Origin of the sequence: Paenibacillus durus ATCC 35681 (genome assembly GCF_000993825.1) — a bacterium.
Lineage (GTDB): Bacteria > Bacillota > Bacilli > Paenibacillales > Paenibacillaceae > Paenibacillus_AQ > Paenibacillus_AQ durus_B.
Map to the genome: position 1 here is coordinate 159,546 of NZ_CP011114.1, position 22,136 is coordinate 181,681.

The window sequence follows — 22,136 nt, forward strand, 5'->3', positions numbered from 1 at the left end:
TAACTTGTACGAATTGTTTGTTCTGGGGGAATTATCGATAAGCCCTAAGCACGGATATGAAATTCAGTTCATGTTAAAAAACACGGTCGGCCCCATCCGACAAATCAGCAATGGAACGCTCTATCCCCTAATTTCCAGATTAGTGGAGAATGGGTTGATCAATCAGCGCGACGAACCGCAAGAAGGTGGCAGACCGCGTAAAATCTATGAATTAACAGAAATGGGACGGCATCGCTTCCACGAGCTTATGGACGCGCCGCTTGAATACAACACTGATATTGATCTGCAGCTTCATTTTAAAATGACTTTCTTCGGTTATGTATCCAAAGAGGTTCGATTGGCAACTATGGGACAATATTTAGAGTATCTGCAATATAATTTGAAATATATCACGGAATTAGCAGCGCAGGTTGCTGCAAAACCGGAAATTCCAGAACAAAAGAAACCGGATATTCTAAGAATGTTTGGTCATCGAAGGGCGGTTATGGAGTCCGAAATTCAATGGGCATTAAAAGAAACCGAGTATATTGCGACGTTATGAATCATTTTTGAAGGACTAACTTGCTTATCATCATGTTGACGATGCTTACCCGACCCATGTGGAGTGCTCAGTGCTGCTAAAATGGCGGGAGCAGGATTAAGAACTATGCCCCGGATGAGCTTTTTCAAAGGCATGGATTCTATCCATGTCTCAGATTGTCGACTTATGGCTTCTTAATTCACTCAAATCAAGAAGCCATTTGAGCTTTATACATATTTTCCCTTAAATCTCAAAAATTAATGAAAATAGTTGCAAAAGCGAATGTTAGCCCGTTCTTCCACAACCTATTTACCAGTTTCTTTAAATTCATATACGCAAATAAGAAGTTTAGTTCCATCTTTACTCTGGCTAAACCTCTGTGTTTTGCATAACGCATACTATGAAACTCTTTGGCATCCGCAAAAACCCGTTCAATGGTTTGACTACGGAGAGCATAAAGCTCTTTGCTACCTGTTGTATGTCGTATATCTCAGCTTTTTCAATGTATTCATCCCAAACATGGCGAACAACAAGCTTTATATGGTTTTTGCTTTCTGTGCAATGACTCAGGTATGGACAATCCTTACGTTTATCAGGGTTACTCTTGTACTCTCTATAGCCTTCACGTACTCTTATAGTTTTCTTGCCTTGATTACAAAAGTTACAGGAAACATCTTCGCTCTTTTTACGAAATCACTGTTTTCATCCCACAATTGCATTATTTCATTGTCGGTTTCCTCAATCATTTGTTCAATAACAAATCCCGCTTTTGCCAACGCATTCACATAGGTTGATAGTTTACGGTCCGATAATGTTAGCACACCTTCTCCGGCTAAATCAAGAGATACCGAATACCAAGATTCATCGAAATAACACTTGTTAAAAGCAAACATATTATTTTCTGCAACAACACATTTGTGTATAGGATGAGACCAACTGAAAATAAATACGCCGTCTTTTTTTAGATAAGAAGCGATCCGGCAAAAAGTACCCTCAAGGTCGGTGGTCCAGCCTATGGCATAAATCGAATAAACAAAGTCAAAATAATCCTCTGGTATGCCACATTCTTCTTCCATGGGAGAACAGATCAATTTTGCTGAAAGACCGCACGACGTTAAATGTTGCGTTGCCTTTTCGATTTGTTTTTCTGATATATCCATACCCCATAGTTCAGATGCTTTGCGGTCCCCTTGATACTGCAAGGATTGACCGTTTCCACAGCCTATCTCCAGCATCTTTTTTCCTGAGACATCACCAAAAAGTTGGCATTTTTCTTCTGAGACAAATGCTCCATAAAAAGGAAGCACGATTGCTTCTAAAAAGTCATTTCCTTTTGTATCCCAATAGAAGCTGTTTGTTTTATAAACTGCATTCTTGTTCATGCCGGCGCCCTCCCTCAATATAAATTTTCCGTACTTGCGCATTATCCGAGCCATCAGCAAATAGAATATCGGCGGCCTGAGGCATGGATTCTATCCGTGTCTTTTTTTGCCTATGAGGAATCGAATCTCTAATTTTCTTGCGGACAACTGGGTTGCCTCTTCGTGGTAAGTTCATTTTGGATTCTCACTCGTCCTTGGTCAGATCCTGCAATAATATACTATAAGCCATTTAATTTTAAGATGTATAGTCATGTGAGAATACCTTGAAAGGAGTTTTCCTCATGAATATCACATCTTTTTTATTATACTGTATTATTATCACTATAACACCAGGGCCTACTAATATCGTCATATTATCCACAGTGCATAATTTTGGGACAAAAAAGGCAATGGAATATACGTATGGAGCAACTATTGCTTTTGGTCTATTGCTTGTTATTTCCGCTATGTTGAATACTATGCTTATAACGGTAATGCCTAAAATTTTAATTGTTATGCAGATCATCGGAAGCTTTTATATGTTCTATCTCGCTTATCAAATTTACAACATGGATACATCAAAACCAACTGTAAACCAAACGGGTACCTTTATGTCAGGCTTCCTTATGCAGTTTTTAAATCCCAAGGTGGTACTATTTACAATGACTGTAATCCCTAGCTTTATTCTTCCCTACTATACCGCCATGCCTGCGGTAACAATAAGTGTTATAGCTATAACTCTTATTGGATTTTTAGCCTTTATTACATGGGTTCTTTTCGGTACAATCTTCAAGGCGTTTTTACAAAAGCATACAAGGGCTGTTAATGTAATGATGGCTTTATTTTTAGCTTATGCTGCAGTAATGATATGGATATAGGTAAGCTATTAAGAGGTGAATGAAGTGGACAAATTTATCTATAAAAAATCGGCAGGTATTACTGCGTTGTCAGCAAGCATTACTGATTTTACGTATAAAAAGCACTCTCACAAGGAGTATGCAGTAGGTGTAACATTGCGTGGTATTCAAGAATATAACTTGGATGGCAGTTTGCAATTATCCTATCAAAATGGTGTTATGCTGTTTAATCCGGAACAGGCACATGACGGAATGGCACATGATGAGGCAGGTCTTGATTACGTAATGCTATATATTGAGCCGCAATTGCTTTTAGAGGTGATTGAGAAGAAAGATAGGGTGCGTTTTTCAACCCCCATTGTGTATGATTGTAGACTGGAACAAAGAATATTAAGTCTTGCTAAGGCAATATTAAGCGAAAAAGATGAGGCTTTGTGCAGCGAGTTACTCTTATCCCTGACAGATAGCCTTATTCAAACCAATCTTTCTACAGAATATAAGAAGGATAACGCTCTAATTAGAAAGGCAAAGGATATGCTTCATTCCAACTTGGAAAATGTGCTTAAACTTGAGGAGATAAGTAAAGAGCTTGATCTATCGAAATTTCAGTTTATCCGATTATTCAAGGCTCATACTGGAATTTCACCATACCAATACTTTCTTAACTGCAAGATCGAACGTGCAAAGCAGCTAATAGAAAAAAACGGAGATATTTATTCAGCAGTAGCTGAATGTGGTTTTGTTGATTTAACCCATTTAAATAAACACTTTAAAGGTGTATATGGAACAACAGCATTCGAATACAGGTCACATCTAAATTGAGGAGTGAAATCGGCGGTCCAATGAAACAGACAACGAAAGTCCTTTTGGCCAGTCTAATTGGCAGTACGATTGAGTGGTATGACTTTTTCCTGTATGGGACTGTCTGCCAGAATCGAATGAATCAGCGAGTCCCGTTTTTCAAGCAAAAGAACCTTCAAATCCACCGGATAGGTGGAGATGAGGGTTTTTTTATGCGTGAGGTTGATCAAATCCATTAAATTTTCTGAGCATCGTAATGAACGCTTCAAGTTGATCATTGTTCCAATTGGAAATTCGTTCATAAAATGCATTCTCTTTCTCCTTAAGGGCATGAATGGTCATTTGTTGTCCAAGCTCAGTGAGAGACAGAAGGACCCCTCGTCCATCATCGGGCGAATTTTCTCTATTCACATAACCCAAATGCTCAAGCTGTTTAACAAGGCGGCTAACGGAACTGCGGTCCATGGCTGTGGATTCCGCAAGAGCGGCAGCGCTTGTTGGTCCGTACGAATAGAGCCAACGAATAATATGGAAGGCTGCAGGCTGGATAGAGGGATCGAAACGTCCCGCAGTCCTGACACTTAGCGCATGGGAGGCGCTGATAAGCGCATGAAGCTGTTCGCCAAGCTGTAGTTCTAATTCCTCTCTTACTACATTTTTGCCTCGGTTATTATCTTGATCATATTCCACTGTTTTGCCCACATCCCCTATAAATGATAAGAATAAATCCGTGTAAGTAGTTGACATATATCCATTAAATCAATATAGTTGACATATGTCAATCAAATGTTGACGGTAGCCTGTTCTCTAAAGCTTAAGAATTATTGCACAAAAAAGTATACCACACAGAGGAGACTTATTATGACTAAACCCATCGTTGTCATCACTGGAGCAACAAGCGGGCTGGGGCAAATTGTCGCCATGAATTTGGCTAAGACCGGCGCTCACCTTGTTATAACGGCCAGAAGCAGGGAGCGGGCTGAAGCAACCCGAAAATGGATCAAAGACAGCTCACCTTCAACAAAAGTAGATTTCTTTTACGGGGACTTGTCCCTGATGAAGGATGTCAAACGTGTTGGACAGGAAATTACCGCCGCTTTTCCCAAGATCGATGTACTTGTGAACAATGCAGGGCTCCATGCCTTCGAACAGCGGGTCACTTCTGAGGGATTTCCTGAAATGATTGCGGTGAATTATTTGGCCCCGTGGCTATTGTCGCAAGTGCTGGAACAATCCTTAAGAAATGCGGGAACGGCCAGAATTGTAAATGTGGCTTCCGAAGCCTCGCGAAATCACGGGATTCTAAAGCTGCCCGATGATTTAACCGATACCACTCCTTTTACAGCCAGAGGCTCATCTGCAATCTACGGAAAAACCAAGCTCTTCAATATTATGTTCACAGCTGAGCTGGGCCGCCGGTTAACCGGAACCGGAATCAGTGTAAATGCATTGAATCCCGGATTCAATGTTACAGGACTTGGACGTGAGCTTTGGTTCGCCTCCATACTTGAACGTATCTTAAAATTACTCCATATTGGCGATCCGCGAAAAGGAGCTGAAATCATCACCCGGCTGGTTATGGACCCGAAGTACCAGAAGGTGACGGGGGGATATTTTAACGTTGGTACCGGGGATTCCATTGGGCCTGTGCACCCAGGCGGGGATACCGAAATGCAGAACAAGCTATGGAGGGCAACCGCAGATCTTTTGAAACAAAAAGGAGCACTGAATTAAATGAACACGATTAAAAAAGGACCTCTGTTGTTCATCATGATATTGGGCGCTTTCATAGCCGTTCTGAATCAGACGATTATGAGTGTGGCTATTCCAGAATTAATAACAGATTTTAACATCGCGGCCACAACGGCTCAATGGCTGACCACAGGGTACATGCTGGTAAATGGAGTTTTTATTCCTGTCACAGCCTATCTTATGCAGCGTTTTACGACCCGGGAATTATTCCTTTCAGCTATGCTTGCGTTTCTTGCCGGATCTGTTGTATCTGGAGTAGCTCCCGGCTTTGAACTGCTGCTCATCGGCCGTCTTATGCAGGCTGCGGGAGCAGGCATTATTATGCCGCTCCTGATGAATGTGGTGCTTGCCATCTATCCTCCGGAGAAGCGTGGAGGCGCAATGGGGCTTATTGGAGTAGCTATTATCTTTGCCCCTGCAATCGGTCCGGCCTATGCCGGGTATATGCTGGACCATTACGTCTGGCGCTCGCTGTTCTATGTCATTATTCCGTTTGCGGCGCTAGTTATCCTTCTGGCCTTTTTTTACTTGAAAAATGTAACGGAGCGAGCCTATCCCAAGCTGGATATTACCGGCATGATCTTGTCCACTGTTGGATTCGGCACTTTATTATACGGATTCAGCAGAGCAGGCGCAATCGGCTGGACAACGACCGAAGTTATTGCAACCATGCTCGTTGGCGTGATCTCATTGGTTCTATTTTCAATAACCCAGCTTAAGAGCAGAACCCCCTTGCTGGAATTAAAAGCATTCCGATACAGCATGTTTACGCTAACCACCCTTATTAATGTTGTTGTGACGGTGGTCATGTATGCGGATATGATGCTGCTTCCGATCTATTTGCAGAATATGAGACACTACACGGCATTCGATGCCGGAATTTTGATGCTGCCGGGCGCCTTGCTTATGGGCTTGCTTATGCCCGTTGCGGGGAGGCTGTTCGACCGGTTCGGAGCCAAATGGCTTTCAATCATTGGAATCACCATTACAATTGTTACGACCATCAGCTTTATTTCATTGACGGACTCGACAAGCTACGCCTATCTTCTGGTAATGTCCAGTATCAGACGGGTCGGAATGGCCCTGTTCCTGATGCCGATTACAACTGCGGGCCTTAACGTTCTGCCGGCTGAGCTCAATGAGCATGGTACGGCCATTTCCAATACGGTTAAGCAAGTATCGGGTGCCATCGGCACAGCGCTTCTGGTCACCATCCTGACCAACCGGGCGCAGTTTCATGCGGTTAGGATAGCTGCCGAAGGAGTGGTTAGCGATCAGGCGCAATTGCTGCAGAAGGCCTCTATAGCGGGGATGAACGATGCATATTTAGCCGTTATTATTTTTGGAGCAATCGGGCTGGTGATGTCCTTCTTCATTAAGAAAACAAAGCAGCCTGAAGTCACTCTGCAAGGTGATTTGATACAGGATTCTGTTGAGTGAATAAATGAGCTATGTGATATATAATGCAAACAACCGATCCTAAGATAGGGTCGGTTGTTTGCATTTGGTACTCCGAAAAGGGATTATCTTTTTATATCCAGAATTTCGGATACTGGCGATGTTCATCAAGGTTATTGATCAAAAGGGCAACCAACACGATAATCAAAGAGCCTAAAAAAATCATTCATGTGATAGGCGCAACGATCGAAATGCCCCTGTTATTAGAGATTTCCAAGTTAAAGTCCGGAAGCAAGGTGAGTTTTGTATGTCTCGGAAAGGCAGGCGGAATAACCACCTTGGTTTATCCGTTGAAGTTCTTGTGGGTGCATTTTTCATTTCTAAAAACGGGAATGAGCTAAATGAACAAATAGATCGGACCTTACGGAAAAGCGAGAAGCACCCAATATACGTTAAAGTTAATTCATCAACAGGAACTCATAATAACGTACAACAAAAATAAAACACAAAGGATGGGATTCAATATGGCAAATCAGAAAGTTTGGTTTATTACCGGAGCAGCAAGAGGCATTGGTTTGGAAATCCTCAAGGCTGTGTTGGAAACCGGGGATTATGTTGTTGCAACGGTTCGGAGTTCGGCGAATTCTTTAGCTGATAAATTAGGAAACCCGGAGAATCTTCAAGTTGTTCTACTGGATATCACCGATGAGCAACAAGCAGTTTCGGCTGCGAATCAAGCCATTGAGAAGTTTGGCAAAATTGATGTCCTTTTGAATAATGCAGGATATGGGCTTCTGAGTGCGGTTGAAGAAGCCACTGCTGATGAGGTGCGGAACAACTTCGAAACGAACGTCTTCGGCTTGTTGAATGTGACCCGGGCGGTCCTGCCTCACATGCGTCACCAACGTTCCGGACACATCATCAATATCTCGTCCGTTGGAGGATTGAGCGGATATATCGGATGGGGAGTGTACGGTTCAACCAAATTCGCTGTTGAAGGATTGACGGAGGCCCTTGCGTTGGAATTGGCTCCGCTTGGGATTCATGCAACCGTAGTAGCCCCGGGCTTCTTCCGTACGGAATTTCTGGATGCTGCCTCGCTAACGCGGTCAGGTAACATCATTCCGGATTATGCGGAAACGGTGGGAAAGATGAGAAGCATTGCTACCCAAGCAAATAAGAAACAGCCGGGCGATCCCGTCAAGTTAGCCAAAGCAATCGTGCAGGTCGCAAACGCGGAGAAGCCACCGGTCCACTTACCACTTGGCAAGGATGCGCTGCAAAGATACCGGGAAAAGACGGCAAATTTTGAAAAGGATATTGAAGCTTGGCATGATGTGATTACAGGGACAGATCATGATGATGTCTAAATTTCAAAGTCGAATATGATTCAATTGAACCGGGGGCGTTTGCACTCCGGTTTTTTTATTCCAATTGTTATACGCCAAGGGGGGCTTTTTTGATATGATGAAGATAATTTTCGCCGTATTTACATGACCGTTTGTATCTCTTTTATAGGAGGAAGTATAGATGTTTTTGCAAACCGTAAAAGTAGCAAAGGTTCCTAACGATCTGGCCAGAGAACCGTATAATCAAGGGATCTTGAAGATGAAAGGGCTATCCGTTGTTGAGTCTTGTACCTTTACAAAAGGTCTAAAGGGAACGATGTTTTTGGAGGACCATCTGCTTTTGTTTGTACTAGATGGAAGTTACACGGTAAGATTCGGCAGTCAGGAATATATCGTACGAAAGAATGAAATGGTCCTGCTTCAGAAATCAATCATGATTGAATATGAGAAATCGGGAGAAGAGGGTTCTGGCTATGTTTTGGACTATATGATGTTCTTTCTTAAAGAAGAGCTGCTCACCGAATTTATCAAAATGGCAGATCTCGAAAGTAACCATCCATCAGCGTTAGTACCAGTATCTGTAAAAGCGGTCAATGAACGATTAATTAATTACATCTATTCAATGAAACCGTATTTCAAGGAAACCGATAACATCAGGGATGGATTGATTAAAGTAAAATTGTTGGAATTACTGTTTGATGTTGCGGATGCTGACGAACAGTTTTTATACCAGTTTTTACAGCTCAAACGTACAAAGAGGAAGAGCATAACCGAGGTGGTGGAGGAGAATATAACCAACCCTGTTTCGCTAAATGATCTTGCTTACCTGTCAGGCAGAAGCTTGTCAGCTTTCAAACGAGATTTCCAAGCGATCTACAACACATCACCGTTAAGATGGATCCGTAATCGCCGGTTGGATATCGCGAAAGAAATGCTGCTTCTTACCTCTTTATCCGTTACGGATGTTTGTTTTTCGACTGGATTTGAGAGCGTGGCTCATTTTTCCAAGGTGTTTAAAGAGAGGTTTGGTGTAGCTCCATCCACATACAAGCAACCCCTGCCAAAGCCCAATCATGAGCCTGCTCCTTGAAATCTGATTCAAATGGAACTGCTGATGATTCCCATCATTTAGAGATTATTCTGGATAGTATTGAAGACGCCAAAGAAAATCGACATAAGTAACTTTTGAAAATGGGCAACCGTGAAGGAAAAAGAGCGAGTGTTGGTGAAGATCTAACCACCATACTCGCTTTTTTTTGAGCTTAAGAGGATTATTTTGTAAACCCAGGCTGTTCGCTGACAGGTTTCCTTTTATTTTTGACATAGGTCAAGGTTTTAATCTTTTGTTCTATCTACAATATAGCCATAACCTAAATATTAGGAGGTGCTTTTTAGATGAGAAAATTTAAAAACTCAAAAATCTTTGCAGCGCTTTTAATGGCTTTAGTTATTGTTGCAGCTTTGCCTACAGTGGCTAGTGCTCATTGTGACACAATGGATGGTCCTACTGTGGCAGACGGAAAAAAAGCAATGGAGACCAATAATGTTAACTATGTTTTGAAATGGGTGCAGCCAGAATATGAAAAGGAAATATCACAAATATTTACTCTTAGTATGAAAGTTAAAGATCTAAGTCCGGAAGCTAAGGAGCTTTCCGAAAAGTATTTCTTAGAAAATCTGGTTAGAGTTCATAGAGCTGGAGAAAATGCGCCATTTACGGGATTAAAACCTTCAGGAACTCCTATCGATGAAAAAGTATTGGCAGCAGATAAGAGCATTGAAGCTGGAAACTTATCTCCTTTAGAAAATTTGATAGAAAAAGATAAAATGCCTGAGCTTAAAGAAAGATTTGAAAAAGTAATGGCTTTAAAGAATTTTGATGTAAACAATGTTGAAGCTGGAAGGGAATATATAGAAGCCTATGTAAAATTGTTCAAATTTGCTGAAGGAGAAGAAGATCATGATGCTCACGGTGCTGAAGGCAATCACGCTGCTGTAACTGCTCACGCTGAAGAAAGTCAGGAAGAAGCAGAAACTTTACCGGTAATTCCATGGAGTTTAGCAGGAGTATTTTCTGTTACAACTCTAATATTAGGCATTGCTTATCAAAGAAAGGCTTCAAAATAAAAGGAGGTCATACCATGACAACAAGAACTTATCAATTAGAAACCGTAACTTGCCCCAGCTGCATCGCAAAAATTGAGGGAATGCTCAAAAAGACACAGGGCATCCATGAATCCGAGGTGTTGTTCAATACCTCAAGAGTGAGAGCCACTTTTGATGAAAAGGTAATTGATTCGGAAACGATCAAGAGCAAAATTGACAAACTTGGGTACAAGGTATTGGGAGAAAGGTAAGAGGAAAAAGGGGGGATCGGGATGTTTAAACCGACCAAAGGACAACGGATATTATTATCAGGTATACTGATGGCAGTATCTTTTATATTAAACAAAACAATAGGATATGAACCGGTAACAATCTTCGTTATGATTGCTTCCACCGTTGTGGCCGGTACCCCTATTTTCAAAAAAGCGATCGGGGCGTTAAAGTACCGGATCGTCGGTATAGACGCCCTGGTAATTATAGCTGTGACCGGTGCACTGTTTATCAGAGAATATTGGGAAGCCGCGGCGGTCACCTTCTTGTTCGTGTTCGGCGATTACCTGGAATCCAGAACAATTGAAAAAACGAGGTCTTCCATCAAAGCCCTTTTTGATCTGGCACCGGATACAACAAGAGTCAGAAGAAGCGGCGAAGAAATGAAAATCAGTCCTGAAGCGGTAGTCAAAGGAGATCTGGTAATTGTCAGACCCGGAGAGAAAATTTCTGTCGATGGTATGATTGTTGAGGGATCCGCATATATCAACCAAGCGGCGATAACAGGGGAATCCATTCCGGTAAATAGAGGGATTAACGAAACGGTTTTCTCCGGAACCATCATCGAATCAGGGTATGTAATCATCAAAGCCGATAAAGTAGGCGACGATACGACCTTTGCACGAATATTGAAACTGGTGGAAGAGGCACAGGATAAAAAAGCAAAAACGCAAAAATTCCTTGAGAAGTTTTCAAGATATTATACTCCGGCAATCATTGTATTGGCGGCCCTGCTATATCTTTTTACAAAAGATCTGGTGCTGGCGTTAACACTGCTGGTCATCTCCTGCCCAGGCGCTCTGGTCATTTCCGCACCTGTATCCATTGTAGCCGGTATAGGAAACGGGGCTAGGCACGGGGTGCTGGTTAAAGGCGGAGAGATTATGGAGAAGTTAGGAACAATCAAGGCCATCGCTTTTGACAAAACAGGGACCTTGACGATAGGAAAGCCTTCGATAAAGCGTGTCAAAGCGTATGGTATCACGGAAGATGAATTGTTAAGACTCGCGGCTATCGGAGAATCCTATTCCGAACACCCATTGGCAAAAGCAATCATTAATGAAGCAGAAGAAAAGCTCGGATCTATTAAGGAAGAACCGAAAGATGTCAAAATCATAACAGGACAAGGCCTTATGTTTACGACTGGTGCAAAATTCTATATGATAGGAAACAGGAAGTTATTGGAAGTGAATGGTGTGAATATTGAAGATGTAGAAGGATATTTAAAATCAGAGGAAGAAAAAGGGCAGACAGCGGTCATTATAGGCGATATAGAAAGAGTTTTGGGCATTATATCCATCGCCGATGTAGTAAGGGAGGATGCAAAGAAGCTGATCTCCAACCTGAAATCACATAGGATTCATAAGGTATATATGCTGACCGGGGATAATAAAAGGGCCGCTAAGGCAATCTCGGATGAGTTGGGTCTGGATGGTTATTACGCGGAGCTGCTGCCGGAGGATAAGGTGCGTGTACTGGGTGACCTTCAGGAGAAGTATGGAAGAACCGCCATGGTCGGAGACGGAGTGAATGATGCCCCTGCTTTGGCATCGGCGGATTTAGGAATTGCCATAGGCGGAGAAGGTACCGATGTAGCAATGGAAACAGCAGATGTTGTACTCATGTCGGCAGAAATAAAGAAGTTGTCCTACGCCATAGGGCTAAGCCGGGCTACTGTAAGAAATATGAAGCAAAATATTTACTTCGCATTATTTGTGGCTGCAATGTTGCTGGCGGGAGTATTGATAAAAACCGTAAATCTATCCTTTGGTATGCTCATCCATGAGGTGTCGGTGCTGCTCGTAATCATAAATGCCGTCAGATTGTTAGGCTACAGTGAAAAAGGTCAAGTCAGATAAGTTCAGATGATATCACTCTCATCTGAACTTATTCTGAGTAGGAGGAGATTTTGGTGAACTATAAGTGCCAAAAGAGAGGCGTATCCAATTGTATAGAGATCGTGCCAATCTTCAGCAGCTTGACCCAAGAAGAGATGCTGGAGATTGCAGCTATAACAACTAATAAAACCTTTGAAAAGGGTGAAATGATCTACCTGGCGGGAGACAAAGGGGAAAAACTGTATGTGATTCATAAAGGACACATCAAAATTTCCCGGCTGAGCTCCAATGGAAAGGAACAGGTGATACGGGTTTTAGGCCCTGGGCAATTCATGGGTGAACTATCCTTATTCAGTCAACTGCCCATAACGGATAACGGAGAGGCATTGGAAACATCAACCATGTGTCTGATAGAAGGCGGCAAGCTTAAGGAACTAATGAAAAAATTCCCTTCGATAGCCTTTAAAGTAATGGAGGAGTTAAGCCGTAGGCTGGAAAAAGCAGAGAACCTCATTGAAGATATCAATTTGCATTCCGTAGAACAGAGATTAGCTCAAGCTATACTAAAGCTGTCAGATGGCAAGCGTGAGGTAAAACTTACGATGACAAAGGGTGATTTTGCCTCTCAGATAGGAATGAGTCAGGAAACTTTAAGCAGAAAACTATCTTCTTTTCAGGAGCAGGGAATAATTAAGTTAATCGGTCATAGAAGGATAGTGATCCTGGATAGAGACAGACTGGAGCAAGTCGTATAGAGTTACTAGTACTTCATCAGTCTAAAAGCAGTTAAATCATGGAATCTATGATATAGTCAAAGTAAAAGAGGTCGAGCCGATGAAAAAACGAGACTATATCGTAAGTCTAAACGCTGAACAACAAGAGGAACTGAAACGTATGTGTAGCCAAGGAAAGTCGACGGCGCGCGCGTTGCGGCGAGCCCAAATTCTGCTGTGGGCCGATGAAAATCGGCCAGGCGGTAAACTTTCGGATGTGGAAATCGCCGAACGCTCAAACGTGCATACCAACACGGTCCATCTCGTTCGAAAACGGTTTGCCGAGCAAGGCCTTCAGGCCACGCTTGAGCGAAAAAAGCGGTTAACCCCACCGAATCCTCCCAAAGTTACAGGCGAACTGGAAGCCCAAATCATTGCACTCAGTTGCAGTCCACCGCCCGAAGGAAAGAGCCGCTGGTCCTTGCGGATGCTGGCCGACAAAGCCGTTGAACTGAACTACATCGAAAGTCTTTCCTATGACACGGTAGATAAAATTTTAAAAAAACGAGCTCAAGCCTCATCTTCGTAAATGCTGGTGCATTCCGCCAAAGCAAAATGCCGCGTTCGTTGCCACCATGGAAGATGTATTGGAAGTGTATCGACTGCCTTACGATCCGGCTTGTCCCGTCATCTGCATGGACGAAAAACCGTACCAGCTTCTGGATGAAACCCGGGTGCCCATTCCGATGAAACCCGCTAAACCGCTGCGAGAAGATGCGGAGTACGTGCGCAATGGAACGTGCAGCATTTTCATTTTTACGGAACCACTTGCGGGCTGGCGACATGTGAGTGTTCGTCCACAGCGCACGCGGGTGGAATGGGCGGAACAAGTCCGCGATCTGTTGGATGTTCATTACCCGGAGGCTCCGAAAGTGCGCCTCGTGATGGATAACCTGAACACGCATTCTATCGCCTCCCTGTACCAGGCATTCGAACCGGAAGTGGCTTTGCGTCTGGCGAAACGCCTGGAAATCCATTACACACCAAAACACGGTAGTTGGCTTAATGTGGCCGAAATCGAACTCAGTGTCATGACCCGCCAGTGTCTGGGACGCCGGATTCCTTCTTTAGAAGATTTGGCCCATGAACTTACCGCATGGGAAGCGGGACGCAATGCGTCTCAAAAGGGAGTAGACTGGCAATTCACCACGGAAGACGCCCGAATCAAACTGAAACGCTTATATCCACAATTTAAAGACTGATGAAGTACTAGGTGCTAAAGAGGGGCGACGCCCCTCTTTTTTGTTGCATACATCAATTCCAAATATCAACAATAGGAATGCCCTGTTCAATTCTTATTTTGGCTTCAGCAATGTAATCTTTGCCCCACTGATTTAATTGCGATAGAGCAGGATGATTTTTGTACATGCCGATGTATACAATGATTTCCCGAAGACGAAGAAATAATGGGATTTTTGTGAACCAATAATCATCGATCGCATTTTCGAGAGTGTAACCCTGCATGAAATGCTTCATGAAACGGGCCGCTTGGGATTCGCGCATCTCTCTTCCATCATCACCGCCGTATACATAAACGAGATAGTACATCGGAGTAACGATATCATCAATAAACCAACTGTACTGGGCATCGTCGAAGTCAAACAGCGTAATCCCGCTCTCATTTACCCTTAAATTTCCAACATGAATATCTCCGTGAGTCAATCCATAGGATTTAGCGTCAATCGGCAATTCTTTTTTTATTAGTGATATTGTATTTGTACAGCCAAGAGTTACCTTTGCTTGATTAGAAGGAATAAACCTGTGCATATTCTTCAAGTAAAAATTGTGTTGCCACTCATTACGTTGTATGGTCGTAGTTGAAGGGGTATAAGCCCTGGAGAGAGCATGTAATTTCCCAACGGCTGCACCGCATTTATAATACAACTTATGGTCATGAAGACAGTCAGGATAAGAAACCGCTTCCCCCTTTGCTTTGACAAAAGAGGCAACAATAAAAGAAGAATCCTTGATATGGACATATTCGACTAGATTTCTTTTTGTAGATTCAACTGGCACGGATACGGAGAGACCGTTATGATGAAGGTATAGCAGCCAATCCAATTCGCCTTTAACCAAATCCATACTGCGGTGTTCCGTTGGCGTAAACCGTAGAATAAACTGGTGTCCATTTTTCGAGTATTCGTATACAAAATTCATGGAACCGCCAATGCTGGTCAGTTCCTCTGCGGATATGTCATATAAGGCTGCTCCATACCGTATAATCTCTGCATCAAATTTTGATTTAATTTCCTGCTCCAAGTCGTTTTCTCCTCTCTAAGATAAATTCTTATAGAGAGAAGTTACGGATTCGGATGTACCTGAAACAATGAAAATTCATGATCCATCGCTCCTTTGTAGGGATTTACTAATTCTTACTTTCTACTTGATGTGTCGTAAACCCTTTTATGGAATAGCTATGTTAAATTACATTTTTTTATCTAAAAAGCCGAGAAGACTCCTTCCTCTATAGGGAGGAGATGAATCGGTGGTTTTTTTTGCTCCGAAGCGAACATATGTGCTATAATGGAAATATCCTACACGAAAGGAGGCCCCGTGGCATGTTGGTGCATAAAGCTTACAAATATCGCATCTATCCCAACCCGGAACAACGGCAGCTCATCCACCAAATGTTTGGCTGTTGCCGCTTTGTCTTCAATCATTTCTTAACCAAATGGAACGAAACCTATGCGGCAACCGGTAAAGGGTTGTCCTATAACACCTGTGCCACACAGCTTCCTGCACTCAAACAGCAATTTGAATGGTTGAAATCGGTAGATAGCATTGCTTTGCAATCGGCGGTGCGGAACGTAGCAGACAGCTTTGAACGATTCTTCAAGAAACAAAATCAGGCTCCACGTTTCAAAAGCCGCAAGCATCCTGTGCAAAGTTACACCACCAAATACACTAATGATAACATTGCTATTGATGGAAACCGACTTAAACTTCCGAAGCTTAGCTGGCTTCACTTTGCCAACTCCAGAGCGTGTGAAGGTCGCATTCTTTCGGCTACCCTGCGGCGAAATGCGGCAGACAAGTATTTTGTATCCATCCTCTGCGAAGTGGAAATGAAACCTCTGCCGCAGACCGATAAGGAGATTGGCATTGATCTTGGACTCAAGGAATTAGCGGTCTGCTCCGATGGGTTGCGGGTTGCCAATCCCAAAGTGTTTCGCAAATATGAACAAAAACTTGCATTTTGGCAACGCCGCATGGCTCGCCGTAACCAAGGGGGCTCCAATTGGCAAAAAGCCAAACAGAAGGTTGCCCAAATCCATGAGAAGATCGTGGGCAGCCGCCAAGATGTTTTGCATCAACTCACCACGAAGCTGATTCGTGAAAACCAAACGATCAGCATCGAAAATCTGAGCGTGGCGAACATGCTCAAAAATCACCGGCTGGCCAAATCCATCGCCGATGCGTCCTGGGGTGAATTTGCCCGTCAGCTTTCGTATAAAGCGGAATGGTATGGACGTACGTTGAAGTTTGCCGACACATTCGCTCCAACGAGCCAAAGGTGTCATGTATGCGGCACTATCCATTCCGAAGTAAAGAAATTGTCTGTGCGGCAATGGGAATGTCCATCGTGCCATACCCTTCATGATCGAGATGAAAATGCCGCACAGAACATCAAGAGCCTTGCTGTTTAAACGTCAACCCTACCTTTCCTTTAGATATTTTGCCAGGGCAAAAATCTTAAAACTGTGGGAAGATCGGTACAGATTTTCCTTTGGAAAACTGCGGGAACCGCAGGGATCGCTTGGTCTACGATTTTTCGTGAGAAAATATCGATATGAATTCCCCTCAGTAGAAGGGATTACCCAAGAATCCCCCACTTCAAGTGTTAGCTAAGTGGGGGAGTGTTCAAAAAACGGAGGATTTATATGAGCGGTATTGCCCAAACACCACAGCCACCTTACTATGCGGTAATTTTCACTTCTGAACGAACAGAAGGGGATAATGGTTATGCTGAAATGGCAGATGAAATTATGAGGCTTGCATCAATCCAACCTGGATTTTTGGGAGTAGAAAGTGTCCGAGAAGGTTTAGGCATCACTGTGTCCTATTGGGATTCTCTCGAAGCAATACAAAAATGGAAACAAAACGAGAGACATCTAATAGCACAACGTAAAGGAATGTCAGAATGGTATCTCAAATATAAAACGAGAGTTTGCAAGGTGGAACGAGATTACGGATATGAAGCAACAAGTATGAATTGAATTAATGTTATAGTGAAGGACGTTAGTGAAATGGGAAGCGGTTGGATGGGGAAAAGTTAATATATGGACGAATAGTTGATGGGGAGTGTTGTTCACTCCCTTTTTTTATAGCAAGGTTAGCCCCCGCTAATCCTCACTCAAAAACGCCTGAACATTTTTAACAAACTTCCTCGCTGCTGGTGACATGTTTTTAAAGGATGGAGCAGCAATGCCAATGGAACGGTAATGATCTCCTTCCAGGCTGAGAATGCGAATATTGTTTGGGACTTGATATAAGACCATTTCGGGAAGGATGCTGATTCCCATTCCATTTTGAACCATGGAGATAATCGCCTGGTCATCTTCCAGCTCGAATTTAATGGCGGGGGACACGTTGTTTTCCTTGAATATTCGCCTCACATCGTTATCGCAGCTTTTCTTGGGCAGGATGAACGGCTCTTCTCTGATTTGATCAAAGCGAACCTCATGAAGTAGAGCAAAAGGGTGTTTATCGGGAACGATCAGCACCATTCGGTCTTTTTTCAATGGAATGACTTCAAATGACTTCGGTGCGGGCAGCGAGAGAAAGCCGAAATCGACTGCTCCGCTGGCAATCCAGTGCTCGATTTCTTCATAGCTTCCTTCCAGCAGTTTCATTTCAATCGAGGGGTGGCACTCGGCAAAATAACTCATCATTCGGGGCAGCCACTGTATGGATACGCTCGAAAATGTGCCGATCCGCACCGTTCCCGTTTCCAGCCCGTTGATATTTGCAATTTGCTGCTTTAACCGCTCGTTCCCCTTCAAAATTTCACGGATGTAGGGCAGGATCAGCTCGCCGCTGCTCGTCAAATGAACTCCGGCACGTCCTCTGCTTAATATGGAAAATCCCCACTCCGACTCCAGGCTGGCAATTGCATGACTCACAGCAGATTGGGTTAGACCCAGTTCCGCCGCGGCTTGGGACAGGCTCCCTAATTCCACAACTGTATGAAAAATCTCATACTTGGCCAGTGACATTTTCTCATCACCCTATTGGTATTATTTTTTTTCAACTGAGTCATGAATAACATTCATTTTCTTTATATAAAATTTACACGTATACTTCGAAGTAAGCAATCCCATGCTGAAAGGAAGTAATTATGAATACTCAATTAAAAGCCAATCTTATGTTGTTGATCGTGACCTTGTTTTGGGGTTCGTCCTATTTGTTTATGAAGATGGGGCTTACGAATGTACAGGAGTTTAACCTGATTGCCTTGCGGTTTGGACTGGCTTTTATCGTATCCGGACTGGTCTTTCACAGGCGGCTTATTCATACGGATTTTAAAACGGTGAAATATGCATTTTGGCAGGGCACCATTTTATTTCTCGTATTCGCCTCGATTACGTTTGGCGTGAAATCCACATCGGCGTCCAATGCCGGATTTTTGGTTAGTTTAACGGTCGTATTTGTCCCGCTGCTGCTTGCTGTCTTTTTTAGGAAGATGCCCGAAAATAGAGTTATGCTCGGAGTCGTTTTAGCCTTGACCGGCATAGGCTTCTTAACTTTAAAAAATCAATTCATCATCAATTCCGGGGACTTTTTGTGCATCTTAGGCGCGTTGGCTTATGCCCTCCACATCGTCGTTACAGGGAAACTGACCAAGGATGTGGATTCCATTGCTCTTGGAGTTCTACAGCTTGGATTCGCAGGAGCGTGGGGACTGCTATTCTCCGCTTTCCTGGAGCAGCCGCAGCTTCCAAGTACAACAGAGGGTTGGGTTTCGGTGCTGGGATTAAGTATTTTTTGCAGTGCCATTGGTTTCGTTGTACAGACGACAGCCCAAAAATATACGACTCCAACCCATACAGGTCTGCTGTTTTCATTGGAGCCCGTTTTTGCGGCATTATTTGCGTTTGTTTTTGCAGATGAAAGGCTGGAAATCAAAGGATATGTAGGAGCTAGCCTCGTTTTGTTGAGCGTATTAATTACCCAGATCGATTTGAAAAAGGGGCTAAGAAAATCAGGATTCCTAAATCCAAGGCGAAGTCGGAATTAACTCTATAACAGGATAAAAGGAGATGAACAGAATGAACGTACTCCTTGTCTATGCCCACCCGGAGCCGAAGTCATTCAACGGAGCGTTAAAGGATCTTGCCGTTGCCTTTCTGACAGATGAAGGTCATCAGGTTAAAGTGTCCGACCTCTATGCGATGAATTTCAAGGCTGCTGCCGATCGCGATGATTTTCTCATGCTGGAGAACCCGGATTTTTTTATGTACCAATTTGAACAAGGAAAGGCTACTAAAACAAATACCTTTGCCTGGACTCCCGCACGTGATGAGGATGCCCGAATCCGGTACTTGGAAGATTACAAAAAGCGTCTTCAAAATCTCTCCGCGATACTTTCTATCCCGTATCATCCTATTTCTCATTATGACGAGCATCACCAATTGAAAATGGAGTACAGGTAAAATACTTTTCCCGAAACGTGGATGCAAGACGCAATTCGCGCATCATGGAGCGTTTTTTGTGTTGATGTCCTTGCATCCTTTTCAGGATATTGTCCAGTGCCTTGACTGTGTCGACGATATGCTTTCCTTTGTTCAGCATAACGCATTCGGAGCCTTCGCCCATGGCTGCATCGGTTATTTCTGCCCGGGATGGAAGTCCTTCCTTGGCCATGCTCTCCAGTACCTGAGTAGCCCAGATGACAGGAACATGCGCCGCCTCACAGATCCACAGGATTTCCTCCTGTACCTCGGCCATTCTCTCGAAGCCGCACTCCACGGCAAGGTCGCCTCTGGCAATCATCACTCCGCAGCGGGGGACCTTCATAATCTCCAAGAGCATGGAAGGCAAGTTCTCAAAGCCGCGCTGCGTTTCGATTTTCAGTACGATCCCCAGTTCCTGGCTATTAAGCTCATACAGGTGTCTACGAAGAAGTTGCACATCCTCCACACTATTAGCGAATGACAGAGCCACAATGTCTGCATGACTGGCAACAAACTTCAAATCCTCCACGTCCTTGGTAGTCATAGCCGACAAATGAAGATTGCTGTTAGGCAGGTTGATCCCTTTTTCACCGCCCAGCTTATGACCGCCTTCCCGTGTATGGGTTATTCGAACATACAATCTGTCAGCTTCAGCCCGTTCAACAATTCCTCCGATTTTGCCATCATCAAACCAGATCTCCTCTCCTGCTCTGATATCCCCGAAAACTTCATGCGCGGGAGATCCGATTGCCGCGGGACTGATTACATTTCCTTCGTTATCCAGAGCTGCGGGCCGCCCGTACTCTAGTTCTGGCTCTAAAATAAGGAGATCCCCAATGGTCAGGTGGATGGTATTTTTCTTGGCAGGGAGACTGCCAATTGTCGTTTTAAACTTTGTACCCGTACCGGATTCGGTATGAATGACTAATTCAGTGCCAGGTATGATATAGGCAGTTTTATTAGCCTCCGCTAAACATCCTTTTTCCGTGACGTCAATTACCTTCAGAGTCCGTCTCGCGTCACGCGCATCCTGTATTTTGATACGGTCCCCTGTTGCAAGCTTGTCCAGCCATTCTCTTTCTACCGGCAAGAAATAGTCGGCTGCTGTGATGGGGGACGACGGAGTTTCCTTGGCGAATAGCCACACCCGAGCAGGTCGAATGATTTGACCATAATCATTTTTCAAAGGGCGTATTTTTATTACCGCCGGTTTGGGCTGGGCGGACCCGGTTCGAAGCTTCGGACCCGCTAAATCCATCATAATTTGGCATGAAAGATTCGTTGCCTTCTCAGCTTTGCGAAGATTGTTAATGACCTTTGACCAAATCTCCTGATCGTCATGAGCACAGTTGATACGCATACAGTTCATGCCGCTCATTAAAAGATTATACACAAGCCAATAGTCGTCAGCTGCTTCGTTGGGCATGGTAACCATAATCCGCACATTTCTGTCAGCAGGCGGGGCACCAAGCAAGGCTTCCGTATGTTCTCGCAGAAGCTGCTGGCCGGCTTTACTATCCAGAATCGGGGAATGAAGACTCCAAGGACGCTGTACCAACTGGTGAAGCACTCGCAAGACCGCATCGACTGTTGCCAACACAGTAAGCTCAGATCTTCCCAATGAGGATAGCCCCATCTGAGCCAGCTTACCCTGCAGCGAGCGTATGTCTTGACTTCGCAATGCCAGGTAATGCAGCAGGTTCTGGGCGCTAAACAAGTAATCTGGATGACGATCAAGCAGAGCACTATTAGACTCACCAGCCATTCTCAACATGTCTTCCCGAATCGCGCTGAGTTGGCTGATCAACTCCTCAATCTCGGCCGATTGATGCAAAAAGCTGTTGTAATTATATTTATCTATCATACCTGGCTCACCTCTTAAAAATAAGTAATATACGAATTTGTTTATGGATAAGCAGGTTCATCATTTCCTCTTCCAGTTTATTAGATATATTCACAAAATGAAAGCCCTTCCATATAAAAATAACGGATATAATGAGATTGAAAGCTAAACCTAAACCCGTGAAAGGAGAATGGCTCCCATGAAAGAAAAAATCACTTATGGGTCGATTGACGAGTATATTGCAGCGTCCACTCCCGAGGTTCAGGAGATTCTTCAGACTCTAAGGCAAGTGATCCAGGAGTCGGCGCCGGACGCGAAGGAGAAGATCAGCTACCAGATGCCTACATTCGAGCTCCATGGAAATCTTGTGCATTTTGCGGCTTTTAAGAAGCACATCGGTTTTTACCCGGCCCCGAGCGGAATCGAAGCGTTCAAAGAGGAAGTGGAGGAATATCACAAGTCGAAAGGGACATTACAATTCCCTCTAGATAAGCCGCTGCCCTATGACCTCATCAGCAGAATCGTTAAATACAGAGTTGCAAGCAACATTGAAAAAGCGGAAGCGAAATTGAAGAAGAAGAGCTGATTATCGGG

General features: G+C 43.8%; 23 protein-coding genes. 17 read left to right on the forward strand and 6 right to left on the reverse strand.

Annotated elements, in window-relative coordinates; all coding sequences use genetic code 11:
* Positions 1–4: 4 nt before the first annotated feature.
* On the forward strand, positions 5–541 hold the full coding sequence (locus VK70_RS00735; protein ID WP_025694402.1) for a PadR family transcriptional regulator: 537 nt from the start codon (positions 5–7) through the stop codon (positions 539–541).
* Positions 542–770: 229 nt separating this feature from the next.
* Here VK70_RS00735 and VK70_RS29415 read toward each other — a convergent pair whose 3' ends face one another.
* Positions 771–1,007, reverse strand: a complete 237-nt coding sequence (locus VK70_RS29415; RefSeq protein WP_081754741.1) for a transposase — start codon at positions 1,005–1,007, stop codon at positions 771–773.
* Positions 1,008–1,152: 145 nt separating this feature from the next.
* Entirely contained in the window at positions 1,153–1,902 is a 750-nt protein-coding gene (locus VK70_RS00740) for a class I SAM-dependent methyltransferase (RefSeq protein WP_025694401.1), read from the reverse strand.
* Between the two features lie 281 nt (positions 1,903–2,183).
* Here VK70_RS00740 and VK70_RS00745 point away from each other — a divergent pair, with 281 nt between their 5' ends.
* Together VK70_RS00745 and VK70_RS00750 are read left to right on the forward strand one after the other, a co-directional pair.
* Complete coding sequence (locus VK70_RS00745) at positions 2,184–2,759, forward strand: LysE family translocator (protein WP_025694400.1); 576 nt, start codon at positions 2,184–2,186, stop codon at positions 2,757–2,759.
* Between the two features lie 24 nt (positions 2,760–2,783).
* Positions 2,784–3,560 (forward strand): AraC family transcriptional regulator, encoded by a 777-nt coding sequence (locus VK70_RS00750; RefSeq protein WP_025694399.1) that lies wholly within the window; start codon positions 2,784–2,786, stop codon positions 3,558–3,560.
* 189 nt (positions 3,561–3,749) lie between these two features.
* On the opposite strand, the gene VK70_RS00760 is transcribed toward VK70_RS00750, so the two are convergent.
* The gene (locus VK70_RS00760) at positions 3,750–4,229 is read right to left on the reverse strand and encodes a MarR family winged helix-turn-helix transcriptional regulator (protein ID WP_025694398.1); all 480 of its coding nucleotides are present in this window, start codon (positions 4,227–4,229) and stop codon (positions 3,750–3,752) included.
* Positions 4,230–4,400: 171 nt separating this feature from the next.
* Here VK70_RS00760 and VK70_RS00765 point away from each other — a divergent pair, with 171 nt between their 5' ends.
* The 9 genes from VK70_RS00765 (at position 4,401) to VK70_RS27650 (ending at position 14,227) form a co-directional block, all read left to right on the forward strand.
* On the forward strand, positions 4,401–5,273 hold the full coding sequence (locus VK70_RS00765; RefSeq protein ID WP_025694397.1) for an SDR family NAD(P)-dependent oxidoreductase: 873 nt from the start codon (positions 4,401–4,403) through the stop codon (positions 5,271–5,273).
* The gene (locus VK70_RS00770; protein WP_025694396.1) at positions 5,274–6,731 is read left to right on the forward strand and encodes a DHA2 family efflux MFS transporter permease subunit; all 1,458 of its coding nucleotides are present in this window, start codon (positions 5,274–5,276) and stop codon (positions 6,729–6,731) included. It begins immediately after the preceding gene.
* Positions 6,732–7,213: 482 nt separating this feature from the next.
* The gene (locus tag VK70_RS00780) at positions 7,214–8,059 is read left to right on the forward strand and encodes an oxidoreductase (RefSeq protein WP_025694394.1); all 846 of its coding nucleotides are present in this window, start codon (positions 7,214–7,216) and stop codon (positions 8,057–8,059) included.
* Between the two features lie 160 nt (positions 8,060–8,219).
* Positions 8,220–9,128 carry an AraC family transcriptional regulator gene (locus VK70_RS00785; RefSeq protein WP_025694393.1) on the forward strand — a complete coding sequence of 303 codons (909 nt, stop codon included), beginning with the start codon at positions 8,220–8,222 and terminating at the stop codon, positions 9,126–9,128.
* 305 nt (positions 9,129–9,433) lie between these two features.
* The gene (locus VK70_RS28610) at positions 9,434–10,165 is read left to right on the forward strand and encodes a DUF6448 family protein (RefSeq protein ID WP_025694392.1); all 732 of its coding nucleotides are present in this window, start codon (positions 9,434–9,436) and stop codon (positions 10,163–10,165) included.
* A gap of 14 nt (positions 10,166–10,179) precedes the next feature.
* Positions 10,180–10,395 (forward strand): heavy-metal-associated domain-containing protein, encoded by a 216-nt coding sequence (locus VK70_RS00795; RefSeq protein ID WP_025694391.1) that lies wholly within the window; start codon positions 10,180–10,182, stop codon positions 10,393–10,395.
* A 21-nt stretch (positions 10,396–10,416) separates the two neighbouring features.
* Positions 10,417–12,273, forward strand: a complete 1,857-nt coding sequence (locus tag VK70_RS00800; protein WP_025694390.1) for a heavy metal translocating P-type ATPase — start codon at positions 10,417–10,419, stop codon at positions 12,271–12,273.
* A 53-nt stretch (positions 12,274–12,326) separates the two neighbouring features.
* Positions 12,327–13,007 (forward strand): Crp/Fnr family transcriptional regulator, encoded by a 681-nt coding sequence (locus VK70_RS00805; protein ID WP_025694389.1) that lies wholly within the window; start codon positions 12,327–12,329, stop codon positions 13,005–13,007.
* Between the two features lie 79 nt (positions 13,008–13,086).
* A protein-coding gene (locus tag VK70_RS27650) for an IS630 family transposase (protein ID WP_144415158.1) occupies positions 13,087–14,227 on the forward strand; the annotation gives its coding sequence in 2 pieces (ribosomal slippage) (positions 13,087–13,526 and positions 13,525–14,227; 1,143 coding nt in all).
* Between the two features lie 52 nt (positions 14,228–14,279).
* On the opposite strand, the gene VK70_RS00820 is transcribed toward VK70_RS27650, so the two are convergent.
* Positions 14,280–15,284 carry a phosphotransferase enzyme family protein gene (locus VK70_RS00820; RefSeq protein ID WP_025696905.1) on the reverse strand — a complete coding sequence of 335 codons (1,005 nt, stop codon included), beginning with the start codon at positions 15,282–15,284 and terminating at the stop codon, positions 14,280–14,282.
* A 299-nt stretch (positions 15,285–15,583) separates the two neighbouring features.
* Here VK70_RS00820 and tnpB point away from each other — a divergent pair, with 299 nt between their 5' ends.
* Together tnpB and VK70_RS00830 are read left to right on the forward strand one after the other, a co-directional pair.
* Positions 15,584–16,672 carry an IS200/IS605 family element RNA-guided endonuclease TnpB gene (gene tnpB, locus VK70_RS00825; RefSeq protein WP_082210197.1) on the forward strand — a complete coding sequence of 363 codons (1,089 nt, stop codon included), beginning with the start codon at positions 15,584–15,586 and terminating at the stop codon, positions 16,670–16,672.
* Between the two features lie 234 nt (positions 16,673–16,906).
* The gene (locus tag VK70_RS00830; protein WP_025695366.1) at positions 16,907–17,242 is read left to right on the forward strand and encodes an antibiotic biosynthesis monooxygenase family protein; all 336 of its coding nucleotides are present in this window, start codon (positions 16,907–16,909) and stop codon (positions 17,240–17,242) included.
* A gap of 126 nt (positions 17,243–17,368) precedes the next feature.
* Here VK70_RS00830 and VK70_RS00835 read toward each other — a convergent pair whose 3' ends face one another.
* Positions 17,369–18,241, reverse strand: coding sequence for a LysR family transcriptional regulator (locus tag VK70_RS00835; protein WP_025695365.1), 873 nt, complete (start codon positions 18,239–18,241; stop codon positions 17,369–17,371).
* A gap of 122 nt (positions 18,242–18,363) precedes the next feature.
* On the opposite strand from VK70_RS00835, the gene VK70_RS00840 reads away from it, so the two are divergent.
* Complete coding sequence (locus VK70_RS00840; protein WP_025695364.1) at positions 18,364–19,263, forward strand: DMT family transporter; 900 nt, start codon at positions 18,364–18,366, stop codon at positions 19,261–19,263.
* A gap of 31 nt (positions 19,264–19,294) precedes the next feature.
* Positions 19,295–19,678, forward strand: a complete 384-nt coding sequence (locus VK70_RS00845; protein ID WP_046722643.1) for an NAD(P)H-dependent oxidoreductase — start codon at positions 19,295–19,297, stop codon at positions 19,676–19,678.
* On the opposite strand, the gene VK70_RS00850 is transcribed toward VK70_RS00845, so the two are convergent.
* Positions 19,629–21,563, reverse strand: coding sequence for a pyruvate kinase (locus VK70_RS00850; RefSeq protein ID WP_046722645.1), 1,935 nt, complete (start codon positions 21,561–21,563; stop codon positions 19,629–19,631). The two genes, VK70_RS00845 and VK70_RS00850, sit on opposite strands and share 50 nt — an antisense overlap.
* A 178-nt stretch (positions 21,564–21,741) precedes the next feature.
* On the opposite strand from VK70_RS00850, the gene VK70_RS00855 reads away from it, so the two are divergent.
* Entirely contained in the window at positions 21,742–22,128 is a 387-nt protein-coding gene (locus VK70_RS00855) for an iron chaperone (RefSeq protein WP_025695801.1), read from the forward strand.
* Positions 22,129–22,136 lie beyond the last annotated feature (8 nt).

Coding starts and splice junctions, on each gene's coding strand:
- VK70_RS00740 (WP_025694401.1), bottom strand. CDS start 1,902: ATGAACAAGAATGCAGTTTATAAAACAAACAGCTTCTATTGGGATACA.
- VK70_RS00745 (WP_025694400.1), top strand. CDS start 2,184: ATGAATATCACATCTTTTTTATTATACTGTATTATTATCACTATAACA.
- VK70_RS00765 (WP_025694397.1), top strand. CDS start 4,401: ATGACTAAACCCATCGTTGTCATCACTGGAGCAACAAGCGGGCTGGGG.
- VK70_RS00770 (WP_025694396.1), top strand. CDS start 5,274: ATGAACACGATTAAAAAAGGACCTCTGTTGTTCATCATGATATTGGGC.
- VK70_RS00780 (WP_025694394.1), top strand. CDS start 7,214: ATGGCAAATCAGAAAGTTTGGTTTATTACCGGAGCAGCAAGAGGCATT.
- VK70_RS00785 (WP_025694393.1), top strand. CDS start 8,220: ATGTTTTTGCAAACCGTAAAAGTAGCAAAGGTTCCTAACGATCTGGCC.
- VK70_RS28610 (WP_025694392.1), top strand. CDS start 9,434: ATGAGAAAATTTAAAAACTCAAAAATCTTTGCAGCGCTTTTAATGGCT.
- VK70_RS00795 (WP_025694391.1), top strand. CDS start 10,180: ATGACAACAAGAACTTATCAATTAGAAACCGTAACTTGCCCCAGCTGC.
- VK70_RS00800 (WP_025694390.1), top strand. CDS start 10,417: ATGTTTAAACCGACCAAAGGACAACGGATATTATTATCAGGTATACTG.
- tnpB (WP_082210197.1), top strand. CDS start 15,584: ATGTTGGTGCATAAAGCTTACAAATATCGCATCTATCCCAACCCGGAA.
- VK70_RS00830 (WP_025695366.1), top strand. CDS start 16,907: ATGAGCGGTATTGCCCAAACACCACAGCCACCTTACTATGCGGTAATT.
- VK70_RS00835 (WP_025695365.1), bottom strand. CDS start 18,241: ATGTCACTGGCCAAGTATGAGATTTTTCATACAGTTGTGGAATTAGGG.
- VK70_RS00840 (WP_025695364.1), top strand. CDS start 18,364: ATGAATACTCAATTAAAAGCCAATCTTATGTTGTTGATCGTGACCTTG.
- VK70_RS00845 (WP_046722643.1), top strand. CDS start 19,295: ATGAACGTACTCCTTGTCTATGCCCACCCGGAGCCGAAGTCATTCAAC.
- VK70_RS00850 (WP_046722645.1), bottom strand. CDS start 21,563: ATGATAGATAAATATAATTACAACAGCTTTTTGCATCAATCGGCCGAG.
- VK70_RS00855 (WP_025695801.1), top strand. CDS start 21,742: ATGAAAGAAAAAATCACTTATGGGTCGATTGACGAGTATATTGCAGCG.